This is a genomic window from Gluconobacter potus, assembly GCF_015244705.1.
In the GTDB taxonomy this organism is placed as follows: domain Bacteria; phylum Pseudomonadota; class Alphaproteobacteria; order Acetobacterales; family Acetobacteraceae; genus Gluconobacter; species Gluconobacter potus.
This window is the reverse complement of the sequence record NZ_JABCQF010000009.1, coordinates 22,611-36,969: the sequence shown is the minus strand read 5'-3', so window position 1 is coordinate 36,969 and position 14,359 is coordinate 22,611. Positions and strand designations below refer to the sequence as shown.

Annotated in this window: 13 protein-coding genes; 3 read left to right on the top strand and 10 right to left on the bottom strand. The window is 60.3% G+C overall.

Features of this window, described 5'->3' with window-relative positions; all coding sequences use genetic code 11:
• The first annotated feature begins 8 nt into the window (after nt 1-8).
• Genes HKD31_RS12165 through HKD31_RS12155 form a run of 3 tightly spaced genes read left to right on the top strand, consistent with a single transcriptional unit; the run spans nt 9 to nt 2,161 of the window.
• Entirely contained in the window at nt 9-440 is a 432-nt protein-coding gene (locus HKD31_RS12165; protein ID WP_035378686.1) for a hypothetical protein, read from the top strand.
• Nucleotides 421-1,404 (top strand): nucleotidyl transferase AbiEii/AbiGii toxin family protein, encoded by a 984-nt coding sequence (locus HKD31_RS12160; protein ID WP_052051222.1) that lies wholly within the window; start codon nt 421-423, stop codon nt 1,402-1,404. The genes HKD31_RS12165 and HKD31_RS12160 overlap by 20 nt, the downstream gene beginning before the upstream one ends.
• Nucleotides 1,373-2,161: a hypothetical protein gene (locus HKD31_RS12155; RefSeq protein WP_035378688.1), complete on the top strand. Its 789-nt coding sequence runs from the start codon at nt 1,373-1,375 to the stop codon at nt 2,159-2,161. The genes HKD31_RS12160 and HKD31_RS12155 overlap by 32 nt, the downstream gene beginning before the upstream one ends.
• Before the next feature lie 16 nt (nt 2,162-2,177).
• On the opposite strand, the gene HKD31_RS12150 is transcribed toward HKD31_RS12155, so the two are convergent.
• The 10 genes from HKD31_RS12150 to HKD31_RS12105 all read right to left on the bottom strand — a co-directional run bounded on the left by HKD31_RS12150 (nt 2,178) and on the right by HKD31_RS12105 (nt 14,234).
• On the bottom strand, nt 2,178-2,822 hold the full coding sequence (locus tag HKD31_RS12150; protein WP_035378691.1) for a hypothetical protein: 645 nt from the start codon (nt 2,820-2,822) through the stop codon (nt 2,178-2,180).
• Nucleotides 2,815-3,225 (bottom strand): hypothetical protein, encoded by a 411-nt coding sequence (locus HKD31_RS12145; RefSeq protein WP_035378692.1) that lies wholly within the window; start codon nt 3,223-3,225, stop codon nt 2,815-2,817. The genes HKD31_RS12150 and HKD31_RS12145 overlap by 8 nt, the downstream gene beginning before the upstream one ends.
• A gap of 80 nt (nt 3,226-3,305) precedes the next feature.
• A complete protein-coding gene (locus HKD31_RS12140; RefSeq protein WP_035378694.1) occupies nt 3,306-4,493 on the bottom strand; it encodes a DUF932 domain-containing protein in 1,188 nt (395 codons plus the stop codon).
• 149 nt (nt 4,494-4,642) lie between these two features.
• On the bottom strand, nt 4,643-5,005 hold the full coding sequence (locus HKD31_RS12135; protein WP_194265283.1) for a DUF6915 family protein: 363 nt from the start codon (nt 5,003-5,005) through the stop codon (nt 4,643-4,645).
• Nucleotides 4,995-5,495 carry a DUF6878 family protein gene (locus HKD31_RS12130; protein WP_035378699.1) on the bottom strand — a complete coding sequence of 167 codons (501 nt, stop codon included), beginning with the start codon at nt 5,493-5,495 and terminating at the stop codon, nt 4,995-4,997. Before HKD31_RS12130 ends, HKD31_RS12135 begins: the two co-directional genes overlap by 11 nt.
• Nucleotides 5,496-5,586: 91 nt before the next feature.
• On the bottom strand, nt 5,587-7,677 hold the full coding sequence (locus HKD31_RS12125; RefSeq protein WP_194265284.1) for a ParB/RepB/Spo0J family partition protein: 2,091 nt from the start codon (nt 7,675-7,677) through the stop codon (nt 5,587-5,589).
• 160 nt (nt 7,678-7,837) lie between these two features.
• Nucleotides 7,838-8,437: a glutathione S-transferase family protein gene (locus tag HKD31_RS12120; RefSeq protein ID WP_035378701.1), complete on the bottom strand. Its 600-nt coding sequence runs from the start codon at nt 8,435-8,437 to the stop codon at nt 7,838-7,840.
• 367 nt (nt 8,438-8,804) lie between these two features.
• Nucleotides 8,805-11,972, bottom strand: a complete 3,168-nt coding sequence (locus HKD31_RS12115; RefSeq protein ID WP_086898285.1) for an error-prone DNA polymerase — start codon at nt 11,970-11,972, stop codon at nt 8,805-8,807.
• Nucleotides 11,969-13,489 (bottom strand): DUF6504 family protein, encoded by a 1,521-nt coding sequence (locus HKD31_RS12110; protein WP_035378706.1) that lies wholly within the window; start codon nt 13,487-13,489, stop codon nt 11,969-11,971. The genes HKD31_RS12115 and HKD31_RS12110 overlap by 4 nt, the downstream gene beginning before the upstream one ends.
• The gene (locus HKD31_RS12105; protein ID WP_228120624.1) at nt 13,419-14,234 is read right to left on the bottom strand and encodes an ImuA family protein; all 816 of its coding nucleotides are present in this window, start codon (nt 14,232-14,234) and stop codon (nt 13,419-13,421) included. The genes HKD31_RS12110 and HKD31_RS12105 overlap by 71 nt, the downstream gene beginning before the upstream one ends.
• Nucleotides 14,235-14,359: the final 125 nt, after the last annotated feature.

Here is a 14,359-nt window from a genome sequence, read left to right as displayed (position 1 = left end):
AGGTCATCATGACCCAGCCACGTCGCACCAGAACACTGAAAGATCGGCTGAAGACACGCATTCGCCGCGCACGCAGCGACGTCTTCGTGCCGCGTGACTTCGCCGACCTTGGCGAATATGACAGTGTCAAAAGAGCCCTTCGACAGCTCATTGTCGAAGGCGAGATCGCGCGTCTGGGCTACGGGGTCTACGCCCGCGTGAAAACGAACGGCCTGACTGGTCGCCCGATGCTTGCCGTCCGCGGCGGCTTTGATGGAGCCGTACGTCAGACTCTCAGCAAACTGAAGGTCAACTGGCGGGAGTCCGATGCGGTCCAACAGTACAATAACGGACGCACGACACAGGTTCAGGCCAATCCGGTCTTCGAAGTCCAGAGCCGGTTCAACCGGAAACTGCGCTACCGAAACCTCGAGGCGCGGTTTGAAAAGCCTTACGCCTGATCTGCTCGCTGAGGTTGCCGATGCGCTTGACCTGTCATCAGCATCTCTCGTGGAAAAGGACTACCGCGTTGTCGAGGTGCTGGCAGCACTTCAGCATACGGACCTCCCTCAAGGGATAAGTCTGGTTTTTGCTGGCGGCACGTGCCTTGCTCGTGCTCATCGGCTGGTCGCCAGAATGTCGGAAGACGTGGATCTGAAGATCGCGATTACACCGCTGCCGTCGAGTAAGAATGCGGCCCGGAAAATTCTGGGCGCCCTGAAGGAGACCATCAGAAAAATCACCGCAGACCTCGGGTTTCCCGATCCGGTCATTTCCGCGAAAAATGAAAACCACTATATCTGCGCCGAGCTGAGCTATGCGGACAGCACGGGCGAAGACGTCGAACTGCGCCCGCACCTTCTCGTCGAACTGACATATGCCCCCGCCGCTCTCCCGACCGTCGAAAGATCGGTCCGGTCGTTCGTCAGCGAGGCGACGAATTGCGAACCAGAGATACAGCAGATCACCTGCATTTCCGTGGACGAGACCGCTGCAGAGAAATTCGTGGCCCTGACCCGTCGGACAGCAGGTTATCTGGAAGGACGGAAAACAGACGCTTATGACCGCTTCCTGATCCGGCACGTCTACGACCTGCATTGCATCCTACCCCATCTCGATCTGCCTCGCGTCTCGACACTTGCCAGACAGATCATGGTCAGTGACGCAGAGCAGTTTAAGAGGTGGTTCCCTGCGTATGCCGCAGACCCGGAGGCAGGCACCGAACAGGCGTTAGCCTATCTTATGACGAATTCAGAATGTCGTGATTCCTTCGATCGGTTTCAGGCATCCATGGTTTACGGCGAACATTTCACCTACGACACGGCAATGGCGTCAGTACAGAGTCTCTATGCCGCCATTAAAGAAACCGAAAATCATGTAGATGAAAAGAACGATGTCGAACCAAATAGAAAACGACCGAAATAAAGACAACGACGATAAAGATTATCACTTTTCCAAAGGAAAAACCGGCAGGATCGTCCGTTGGCTGCTCCGCATTGGCAAGCGGTCTGAAACCGTTGATGAAACTGTCACCGCACCCGCCGTCCTTACACTTATGGCATTCCTGTGGACTGACAAACATCCGGATTGCGGCCAGTTTCCGATCTGGGTCTATGTCGCCTCCGTAGCTGCAGCCGGAACCTGGTACGGTCTCGTCAGAGGGGGGCCTGAATTTATCCGCCCCTTCTTCAGGGGCATCTTGACGAGCGGCCTGACCACGATCGCGCTCTACCTTTGCTTGCCTCATATTGCGCAGCCGCAGGAATGGTCTTCCATATCAGGTAATATGATCATCATGGGCATGGACATGTTTTTCTTCGCCCATGCGCTTTCAGCTATCGCGCGCGAGTTTCTATTAACGACAGAAAATCAGTGGGAAAAAGGACGTATACGACGCCAAGAAATATTTGCCCGAGGCATTAATTTTAATGCGTGGTCCAACACATATTCCTCATTCTCTGGATTTATAAAATACCTAGGATCTCAGTTCTATTTATTCTTGTGCTTACTTACTACATCAAAATCTATGGAGGGATTTCCTCCTCTGCTATGCGCTTTTATTATTTTGTTACGTGCCGCTCTTACTGTGTGGGGGGTGGGATATTTTTCGGCTAAAATATCCGGGATACATTTTTGGCACATGCTCTCCAGTCTCGCGCATTTATTGTCTCCACGTATCTAGCTTGCATCTTTGCCAATCATGAAAACCGGTCTCCTCCTACGGTAAACGTATATCGATTGGCGCGGATGGCGTCATCAATCACCCCATCGGTGGTTTGATAGTCCCATTCGCGTTCAAGAGAACGATACAGCCAGCGTGCCAGATCGCGCAGGGCCTCGGTAACCCCTTCCTCCGCGTCAGCCGTCATATCCTGATCCGACGGGCTGTCGCGACTGACGTCGATCCGCATCGTATATTCATGGTAATAGAGGCCGCGTTGGGTAATCCGCGCGGTCAGCTGGTAGAAATTCCACCTCTGGAGCGCAGTTAGCTGGTCTGCAATGGCATGAAGCGCCTCGTCCTGCGGCGCGTACTGACGGATTTTATGGGACGCACGCGGCGCATATTTGTAGACACCCTCGAACGAGGCGCCGTCCCCCTGACTGGAAAACCCCCGGAAATAGATGCAGGGATCGCATACGCTGGACGGGCCTGTCGAACGCCGTGATACCGTCGCAACGTCCACCCCGATTACGGCGCATATGCGCAGAAAGTCCTCATAGACAGCATCCCACCAGGGAAAAGCGTCCAGAGTATCCCGATACCAGCAACGGGCTTTTTCGCGAGCGGCAGCGGACAGTTCATCGATCTGATAAACGGTGACGGAGAGGATCTCAGGCATCAGGATCATCTCCTTCGAGAGCACCGGCCAGCCACTCGTTGGTGCTGGTCCAGCCGACGGATTTACCCGCCCCAAGATCAATGAGATGCGCGCCACCCCCGAAAGCGTCGAGACGGGGACGCGAACAGGTATTTGCATACTCCATTCCCCACAAACCGGAGAGTGAAAACGCTTCCGCGCATTTCAGCACGAATGCGATGACGCATTCCGGGTCGCCGCCAGACTCATCATGGATCCACAATTCAGAAGAGCCTTCCCTAGACAGCAGAAGGGAGAACCCGTCAGAGAGACAAAAACCATCTTCATCCTCCGTCTCGTTCCGATAGAGTTCCAGCGCTTTGAGCGCGTTTTCATGTGTTCTTACGTCGAGAAGGCAGGAGAAATGCGTAAAATAATCGGCCATTTTCGGACCCTCCATACAGAAAAAGCCCGGAACAAATCCGGGCTTTCGCAAAGGCAACGATGAAAAATGCAGCTGGAAGATCAGACCCGCTCCATGAGCTTGCGGGCCTTGCCTTCCAGATCGAGCCGCGTGTCCTGATTGCTCTTTGTGCGGGCAAAGGCCGTAATACCCTGCACGAAATCGAACACGCTTTCCGGTGGCCGGCCTTCCTCATGCAGGACCGTCTCGATGATTTTCGCCGTCTCGGGTTTCGAGAAGCCCTGTCGGCGCAGAAAACGCTCGCGGTCGTCCTCGTCACGGGCTACGATCTGCTTGCGTGATTCCTGAATTCCGGAAACGAACGATGCTGTGCTGGCGTTTGCGAAATTCCGCAGCGCAGGTGCAGCCTGTTGGACAAAGCGGGAGGCCGCAAACTTGCTGTGCCGGATCGTGATCTGCTGCAGATTTTCCTGCCCCCAGATCAACCGGTTCTGGCACACACCGCGCAAGTAGAAAGAGGCAATACCGAGGCTTTTGCTACCGACTTCGGAATTCCATGCGTAAAACCCCCTGAAGAAAAGATCAGGATCGCCATTTGGCAGCCGTCCCGCCTCGATCGGATGCGTATCATCGACGAGAAACAGGAAAACGTCCCTGTCCGAGGCATACAGGGTTGTGGTTTCCTTCGTGATGTCCACATGCGGATTATGGGTCATGGTCGCCCAGTCAATGACACCCGGTACTTTCCAGTTCGTATCCCCTGTTCCATTACCGGCAATTTTTCGCACCGCACCCACAAGCTCGTGGTCCCAGATCCGGCCGTAATCCGGCCCGGTCACGGCCCGCAATTCGACACGGCCGTCGCCGGTCTCCAGCGTCTTGACCAGTTCCGCCCGATGGGACAGCAACCCATGCTGTAAGTTGATCGCGGCTAGCGGAGCCGGAAGATTACGCAGGTAAGACGACGGCGCGCTAACAAGGCTGCACAGTTGCCCGAAAGACCAATGGGTCGGCGCAACCGGCGCACTCTGGCCGGGGACAGACAGGGTCAGCCGCTCGGCGTTGTCGCGTGACGCGTCCACGCGGATGGCGCGGCTCTCCACCGTGCGCGCTGTCGCCCGTTCCGCACGGCTCAGGGTCGCCGCGTGCAGATCAGCGAGTGAGAGATAACGCTCGTCATCGGGCCGGGAATACCACTCGGACGCCACACGGTGGTCAACCCGGCCACGGGAAGGATCAATACGAAACCCGCTGGCGGGACGGGCTGAAGGAAGAACGGTCATGGTCATGGAAACTCTCCTCTTGCGCCGGATATTCGGCACAAAAGGCGAAGCCGCCCTCTCCCTCTTCAGGGCATGACCAACATGAAAAAATGCGGCTTCCGGAGACCGAAAGCCGCGTCATGACCATAGAGAATAATAGAGTGTTCAGAACGTTATCATGAGTTGTCGAGGTCGGTCTCCAGCATCTGATGCGGAGACTTCGCCCGTCCCATCCACGGTTGCGGCCGGATTTCCTTCAGCCAGTCTACAAAACTCGGGATAAAGCCGAAATCTTCGCGCATATGCTGCTCACCGATCAGCCGGACGGGCACGACCCTGCCCGTTGAAAGCGTAAGGGTGACACCAAATATCCGCTCCGCGAGGTAGATCCCTTCAGCATGATGCCGCAAGGCCCTGTGACGGAAGTCTGCCGATATCCGCTTGGACTCGTCGAAGAAGTCATGAATTGGCAGGAAATCGTCTACCGTTCCACCCCACTGCCGCACGGAAGAGAGGGCATGATGATAACTATGCGCCATGGTCGGCCTCCTCTGTCCAGCTATGTTCGTAATATTCCGAGGACGTATAGCGCTCGTTGAATTCAAGCGTGACGGTTCGCTCAGGCACGTCAAAAATGATATCGCCATATGCGCCATCATTATTTTCCCAGCCGCCATGCGTCTGTGCAAGGGCGTCGTAACAGACATTCTCGATCGCATCGTTGAGGGAGCCGGACACCTGGGTAACGTCAGCATCGGGCCATGACGTGGTCTTCATGGCAATTTCGCGCTGAAGAATGTCGGCCTGGTCTTCGGGCGTGACAGTGATATCCTCTATTTGGCCGCTGTCCCCCTCGCCATTAAAGGAGACCTTGACCTGGGTGATGCCGTGAAGGGCGAGTGTGGCGAATACAATCCGCCGGTTCTGCACCGCCGCATCTCTCTGCGCTGCTTCGTGACGTTGCCAGCGCAGCGTATAGTCAACCGGGGCAGCTTCAGGGGTGGCGGGGACGCCTGATGTTTCTGACATGACAAGCTCCATCGGATCATACAGTTGGAAGAAAGGGCGGGCCGTGACTCCGCGAACCTCGGGATCACGGCCCTGAGTGGTTGGGAAATGGTTATTCAGCGGCGATCTCGGCGTTCAGGAAGGCCGGCAGTTCCACGTCTTCCGCTGTGTGGTTCTGTTCCTCGTCAGGCGCGGCATGCTCAGGCAGCCCCGCACGCAGTGCTTCGGGCAACCAGCCGAAACCTTCGAGCAGCCGTTCCGCCTCACGGGCCATATCCGCTTTCTTGAGATGCGCGATCAGCCCCGCCGCCTGTTCACCGCGTGCTTCGCGCACGGCGTCCAGAATATGCGGCTTGGTCACGCGACCGAGATAGTTTTCGACCGTCGGCTGCCAGCCCGCCTCGACCGGATCAAGGCGCAGGGCCGATGCCAGCCGGTTGCTGCGGGCCAGTCGGCGCTCAATCGCGCGCGGAGAAACTGACCCGTGCGGATTGACCTTCTCGAACAGGGCATTCACCCCGAAAGAGAGGCAGTGCGCGAGAAGGGCCGAACGACTGGTCTCATCCAGCCGATCCAGCCACGCCCAGAGTTCGTCCTCGTCCTGCGGGAGATCCTGCTTCCATCCTTCGTGCCGCGCGCGCAGGGCATGGGCCGCCAGACTGCTGCCCAGATCGGGCGCCTGGATCGGGAACCCGACAACGCGCACCCCGGCTTCGAGGCAGGCACCGCTGCGATCGTCGCGGAACAGGCTGAGGCAGAGCGTATGCAGGAATTCGGTCAGCGCCACATCGGGGTTGCTGGCAAACGCATCACGAAGGGCCAGTGTCCGCCACGCCGTCAGTTCGGAGAGCAGGCGATCCGGGATGGGGCGGCGGAGATCATCCTCGTCTTCGGCGTCGTCGGGCGCAGTGTGCTGTCCCGTCGTGCCGGCAGTCGTGTCGTCAGCATGGTCCTCGGAAGTGGCGCCGTCTTCCAGGGCTGCCGCAGGATCGTGCGCGTCGGAGAGGTTTTCATCTTCAAGGTCTTCCGGATGGGCAAACCCGCGCTCGATCAGCAGGGTGCCGTCGCTGTCGAGGCTGACGAAGGCTCCTCCCCGCACGATGTCGCCCGGATCGAAAATTGCAGGACGGGTTTCAAGGGCTTCGATGGCCTGTTCAATCTCGCCAAGGCGATGATCGATTTCGTCGGGCAGTTCGTCGGCCTCGGCGTATTCCGCTTCTATGGTTTCCTGCTCCGCACGCAGGGCGGCCAGACGCGCGGCCTCGTCCTCGGACAGCAGCGCCGGCGTCCCGTCGATCTCGACCAGATGGCGGGTGTGCCCCCAGGGGAACGACAGGGCTGTCTCGACCCATTTCCAGCCTTCGGCCCTGACCTCCTCGGCGGCTGCCTGTAGTTTCTCTATCACGAGACGATCGAGGATAGCGGGATCCTGCAGCCAGCCCCCATCATCGTCCTCGAACAGATCGCGCATGACATGGCCGCCTGCCGCGACATAGGCGTCCAGACCAACAAACCGCGCACGGGCATCCGACGCCCGGACGGTCTTTTCGGTCAGCATCCGCCGGATGACGTAAGGTTCGCGATTATGGCTCTGGGCGACGATTTCCCAGACCTGCTCCTGACGCGCCGCATCATCGCTGATGGAAAACGCCATGAGTTGCTCAAGCCGCATGCCATCCTGTTCGTAGACGTCCAGCAACTTTTCGGAGACGCTCATCAGGCGTAGACGCTGCTTGACGACCGTGACCGGCACGAAGAACGCCGCCGCGATTTCCTCCTCGGACATGCCTTTTTCGAGCATGTCGCGGAAGGCCCGGAACTGATCCAGCGGATGCAGGGCCACGCGCTGGACGTTTTCGGCGAGAGAATCATCCTCGGCGAGTATGGACGATCCTGCCTCGCGCACGACGCAGGGCACCGGGGCGGTCTTGTTCAGCTTCTTCTGCTTCACCAGCAGTTCGAGCGCGCGAAAACGTCGCCCGCCAGCCGGGACTTCGTAGGTGCCGGTCTCGGCCCCGCTGTCGTCGAGGACGGGGCGGACATTCAGGCTCTGCAACAGCCCGCGGCGCTCGATATCCTTGGCCAGTTCATCGATCGAAAGACCGGACTTCACACGCCGGACATTGGCTTGGGACAGGACCAGCTTGTTGAACGGAATGTCACGCGAGGAACTGAGCGCGATTTTGGAAACGGCGGTTGCCATGGCGAAAAACTCCATGACGGGCGGACAGGAGACTCTCTCCTACCCTCTCAACCCGTCACGGAATTCCCAACTTCACTTTCCCTCTTCATAGCCGCTTCGAGGTGCACGGCTTTCCCCATGAGGAAAGAACGGGCACGGATGTAGCCATGCGTAAAATCGCTTAGTGATCAACGGGAACATAGCCCGGCAGCTTTTCCATGTTATCGATCCAGCGCCGTAATGACGGGTAAGGATCAAGGGCGATGTCGCCCTCCGGCGCCAGTGCGAGATACGGATAGGCGGCACAATCCGCGATAGTGGGTCGGTCTGCTGACAGCCATTTCTGGGTGCTCAGATGCTGGTCAATGACCTTGAGCGTTCGCTGGCTGTTACGTACGGCATCGTCGTAACGCAGGGGATAGTCGAACAATTTCACAAGCCGTGCGTCTGCCGGACCATGCTGGATTTCATTGACGCTCACCGACAGCCACTCGATGACGGCTGCCCGGGTTGCCGGATCTGCCGGCCACCAGTCTGTCTTGCCGTATTTTTCCGCCAGATAGACGAGAATGGCCTGAGAATCCCAGATCACGGTCTCTCCGTCCTGCAGGACCGGTACCTGCTGCCAGGGGTTGAGGGCGGTGAACGCGGCTGTTTTATGTGCTCCTGCCACAAGGTCGACATCCTGAATGTCAAGTTCAATGCCCGTCAGCGCTGCGAACAGCCGAACCTTGTAGCAGTTTCCCGATGGGGGACAGTTGTAGAGTATTGGTAATGTCATAACCGGTCGTTCCTTGGTTTCTTCCGCCGGAGCAGATCACCTGTCCCCGGCGCATCAAGTTTGGAGACAAAACGAAATCAATGATCGACGCAAGGAGTGACCGGTCGGTACAATTCTGTTAACGCGCAATTCACCCCGCCATTCCCTGGCGTCGGGCGGTTGGAAAGGTGTTTTGCGCTGGGCGTATCCACCTCCTGCCTATTTCCCTACAGTGGACAACCGAAGCCGTTCACCGCGAGACCATAGGTCCAGGTGTTCTATTTGGCAGGCCACCCGACATAGGAGGCCGCCCAGTGCAAAAAGCGTTTCCACACGCCACTGACCACGGTAGCCAAAATGGGTGTCAAGGAAAAGCCTGAAGGTGCTTCTAATGGAAATTCCGTGACCTGAAACTGAGCCTGTCGAGACCCGAACTGGCCGGATCGTCGTCCCCTCCCCGCGCTCCGACCTGACGGAGCAATCCGGACAGATCGGTGAGTTCCAGCGTCACCAGATGCACGACATCCCCCTCGCGCTGGACGCGCCCCCTGGCGGCCACCATGCTGGCCGAGAGGATGATCGATCGGTATTTCTCGAAGATGTCGGGCCAGATGACCAGATTGGCGATGCCGGTCTCGTCCTCCAGCGTGATGAAACACACCCCCTCGCCGGATCCGGGCCGCTGGCGCACCAGCACCAGTCCGGCCGCTTCGACCCGTTTACCGTCACGCAGCACCATGGCCGTGCCGCAGGGCACGATCCGGCGTTGCCGCAGATCCTCCCGCAGGAACGACACGGGGTGGGCGCGCAAACTCAGCCCAAGATGGTTGTAATCGCCCACCACCTCGGCGCCGTCGGTCATCGGGACCAGCGCCATCGCCGGCTCGTCGGTTTCGCGGGACTGCGCAGCCGCGGCGAAGAGCGGCAGCGGTTCGTCATGCAGGCCCTTGATCGCCCACAGCGCCTCGCGCCGTGCCAGCCCGAACGCCGGCCGGAAAGCGTCGGCCTCTGCCAGACGCACCAGCGCTTCCTGCGGCACCCCGGCCCGACGCCACAGATCGTCGATCGAGGCGAACGGCCGCCGTAGCCGCGCCGCCACGAGCGCCGCCGCATGGGCGTTGGCCAGCCCCTTGACCAGGCTCATCCCCAGCCGCACCGCGAAACAGCCGCGATCGTCATCCTCGCCTTCAAGAGTGCTGTCCCAGCGGGAAGAATTTATACAGACCGGTCTGACCTCAATGCCGTGGTCCCGGGCATCGCGCACCAGTTGCGCGGGCGCGTAGAAACCCATCGGCTGGGAATTCAGAAGCGAGGCCAGAAACACGTCCGGATGGGTGCATTTCATCCAGGACGACGAATAGGCGAGAATGGCGAAACTGGCCGCATGGCTTTCCGGAAAACCGTAGGAGCCGAAACCTTCGAGCTGCTGGTAAATGCGCTGCGCGAACTCTTCCGGATAGCCCTTGCGCGTCATGCCTTCGAGCAGACGGGTCTGGAAATGGGACACGGTGCCGGTGTTCTTGAACGTCGCCATTGCCCGACGCAGCCCGTCCGCCTCGGCGGCGGTGAAGTCCGCGCAGACCATGGCGACCTGCATCACCTGCTCCTGAAACAGCGGTACGCCGAGTGTGCGCTTGAGCACCTCCTCCAGTTCCGGTGTCGGATAATCCGGCTCTTCCAGCCCCTCCCTGCGCCGTAGATACGGATGGACCATATCTCCTTGTATCGGGCCGGGTCTCACGATTGCGACCTCGATCACCAGATCATAATAGGTACGCGGCTTGAGGCGCGGCAGCATCGACATCTGCGCGCGGGATTCGATCTGGAACACGCCGATGGTGTCCGCCTTGCGGATCATGGCGTAGGTCCGGGGGTCTTCGGCCGGGATGGTCTGAAGCGTGAAATGCTGGCCCTTGTGCGCAGCGAGCAGGTCCAGCCCTTTTTTCATGCAGGTCAGCATGCCGAGCGCCAGGATATCGACCTTCATGAATTTCAGGGCGTCGATATCATCCTTGTCCCATTCAATGATCTGGCGCTGATCCATCGCCGCCGGCTCGATGGGCACCAGCTCGTCCAGCCGGTCGCGGGTCAGCACGAACCCGCCGGGATGCTGCGAGAGATGGCGCGGTACACCGATCAGACAGCGCGCGAGGTCCAGCGTCAGGCGGATGCACCGGTCGGTCAGATCGATCCCGGTCTCGGCAAATTTCTCTGCTTCGACATGCCGCGACCAGCCCCAGATCTGTTTGCTCAACAGAGCAATCACGTCCTCCGGTAGCCCCATCACCTTGCCGACGTCGCGCAACGCGCCCTTGGCGCGGTAGCGGATCACCACGGCGGTCAGCGCCGCGCGGTCGCGACCGTAATGATCGTAGACCCACTGGATGATCTCCTCGCGTCGAGCATGCTCGAAATCCACGTCGATATCCGGTGGTTCGCCCCGTTCCTCGGAAATGAACCGCTCGAACAGGAGCGTGGTGCGCGATGGGTCGATGGCGGTGATGCCGAGCACGAAGCACACGGCGGAATTGGCCGCCGAGCCCCGTCCCTGGCAGAGAATGTCCCGTCGCCGCGCTTCACGAACGATGGAATGCACCGTCAGGAAATACGGCGCGTATTGCATGCGCCCGATGAGCGTGAGTTCATGGCGCAAAATCGTCTCGACGTCCGGCGGGATTATGCCGCCATAGGTCTCCCGCGCCCCCTGCCATGTCAGGTCCTCCAGCGCCTGTTGCGGGGTCTGGCCCGGAATCTCGATCTCGTCGGGATACTGATAGGCCAGATCGTCCAGAGAGAACCGGCAACGTTCGACGATCTCCATCGTGCGGTCGATCGCCTCAGGATACCGCGCAAACAGCCGCGCCATCTCCGGCGGTGGTTTCAGGTAACGGTCGGCGTGACGCTCCCGGGCAAAGCCTGCGTGCTCGATGGTGGTGTTGTGCCTGATGCAGGTGACGACGTCCTGCAGGATGCGGCGATCATGGGTATGGAACAGCACGTCGTTGGTGACGACAGTCTTCACGCGCTGGGCGTGGGCGAGATTGGCCAGGTCGTAAAGCCGCATCTGGTCGTTGGGGCGGCGGCGCAGGGTGAGCGCCATATAGGCGCGGTCACCGAACGCCTCCCGCAACCGCCGCAGATGCGCCGCACACTCCTCGTCGGCGACATCCGGCACCAGCACGGCGAGCAGTCCTTCGCCCCATTCCACCAGATCACGCCAGAGCAGGCGGCACTTCCCCTTCCCCGCCCGGGCCTTGCCGAGCGTCAGCAGGCGGCACAGCTTGCCATACGCGACCCGGTCGGTCGGATAGACCAGCACGGGCGGCGCGTCCTCCAAATCGAGGCGACAGCCGACAACCAGGCGCACCCCGAATTCCTTTGCGGCAAGATGCGCCTGAACGATGCCGGCAAGCGTGTTCCTGTCGGTAACACCGAGGGCCGTGATCCCGAGCGCCTTCGCCTGCCCGAACAGTTCACCGGGCGACGACGCGCCGCGCAGAAAGGAGAAATAGCTCGTGACCTGAAGTTCGGCGTAGCGCGGTGCCGAAGCGCTCATGCGAAGAGCCCATGCAGGAACCAACGTTGCGATCCGGTCTCGCCGTGTTCGCCGTCACCGGCGCGGAACAGCCAGAATCGCTCGCCAGACGTATCCTCGACGCGGAAATAATCCCGCGCCGTGGTCAGCTCCGCATCACCTTTCCACCATTCTCCGAATATTCTCTCCGGCCCGTCTGCGCATTTCACCTTGTGGCGCAGGCCTCGCCAGACGAAAAATACCGGAGGATGGTCGGGTAGCATGGCCATGGTCTCGATCGGCTCGGGTCGCGGCAACAGACGGGTCGGTCGCGGCCAGCCTTCGGGCCAGGTCGTATCCTGAATTGGCGCAAGCGGCGGTACTCGCTGAACTGAACGCTCGGGAACATCGCTTTCCACTGGCACAACGCGGTAAAGCGCCCCGCTGCCCAGCCGGTTGGCCAGTGTATCGACCAGTCCGGACAGATCGGCCTCCGGTTCTTCAATCAGGGATGAGACCTGCTGGCGCCGCTCCACTGGTTCGGCCAGCATGGCAATCAGTTCCATACGCTCGATGCCAAACCCGGGTTCGATGGTCTCAATCTGGTCAGACAGAAGACGCAGCAGATGCTTCGGATCGCGGACGGGCCGAGCCAGCGCGAGACGCACCGCCTGCACGGCGTTGTCGACACGATGCAGCAGGAGATCCAGTCGCCGTGCACCGAGGCCGCGTTCTTCGAGGCCGATGCAGAGCGGCGGCACCAGTTTGCCTATATAGCGCGCGATGGTTTCGGCGGCGGCAATTGGCTCGGCGAAGTTGCGCGACACCGCGACGGGATCGACCGGACGGATCGGCAGGATGGGTTCCTCCACCCTGCCATAGGCCTGATCCAGCCTTCGTGTGATTTCCGGACCGAAGCGCAGCACCAGCGGGGCGCGAGGTGCGTTCTCGAGATCGCGGACCCGAGTCAGGCCGAGGTCGGCCATTCCGGCAACGACGTTGGTCGGGAGGCGGAGAGCAGCGATCGGCATATCCGCCAGAGTAGCGACGTGCTCTCCGGGTGGAACGACAATCGCCGTGCCCGGCGTGGTGCGCGTGACAGCATAGGCTGCTCCGAGCGTATCAGCGACGGCGGCTCTCGCCGTGATACCGGATCCGTTCAGGCGACGAACAATGTCACGTAACATTGTGGCCTCACCGCCCAGGAGATGATCGGCTCCGGTGGTGTCGAGAACCAGCCCGTCCGCCGACTTGCCGGACGCATCGACCGCCACGATGGGACTGACCCGCTGCTGCAGCCACAGCGCCAGCCGTTCCAGCGCCGCACGGTCCGCTTCGGGCTGACCGTCCTGAACCGCCAGGCCCGGAATCAGCGCCTGCGCTTTGGCAACTGGCATTCCGATCACCACCCCGCTTTTACGGGCAGCGCGGTCGGCGGCCAGCACGACGCGACGACTGCCCTCGCGCCCCGCGAGGACCAGTGGCTGTTCAGGCGGAGGCGCGCCGTCGCCCCGTTCGCGGCGGAGCCGGTCGGTGGCCCAGAACGGAAGCCAGATCACCGTGGTTCGCCTCGGCTCCTGCTGTTTTGTCCGGACTTCCGGCAATCCGCAATCCTGCCTGTCCATTTCGTACCTCCACCTCGAAGTCGGCGCTTTCGCCGGATCGTGTCCGGATCAGTTCCAGCAACCAGCGGCTCTCCCCTACCCCCTGAACCGGCAGCGGCGCCGATGGCAGAAGCGAGACCCGCCAGCGTGTGGTGCTCGCCGTCGGCTGCCCGAAATCAGCGGCATCCCTCTGTCGTCTCCACCGTCGGAGGGCGAGACCGATGCCGCCACCGCTTTCAGCCGCGAGTTGCAACCGGCGCGAAGCCGTCATGGTCAGGCGACCGACTTCGGCGACCACCGCGCCCAGGCCCGGATGACGCAGTCCTTCCTCGAAACAGGCCAGCACGTCACGATCGGTGCCACTCTCGACAAAAAGCACCCGCGAGGGTGGAAGGCCAACCTGCTGAAGTGCGGGAGTAAACAGATCGGCAACTGTCACAATCCATAACACCTGACCTTGTGTACGTGCGGCGATACCGGCAGCAAAACGGGCGGCGGCAGCGGCGTTGAGGGCGTCGTTGCCGCCTCCAGCGATCTCATGCAGGGCTCCGAGAGTCAGCCCTCCACCGGGAAGTCTCCGGTCGATCTCCGCTAACCCAAAGGGCAGTGTGGCACGCTTGCGACTGGTCTGTCCTTCGAGACGACTGATCGCGGCCCGCAGCGTCTCCAGACCGGGTTTTTTATGGGTTTCAGCAGTCATGTCACGGCTCGGCGTCCCTTATGCAGGCAAATTTCCTGATTATATGTTCCTGATTTGTTCCAATCATGCTACGCAAGTCAATGCAAATTCGCTCTGTATCCGGCATGCTGGTTAGCGATGTTCGA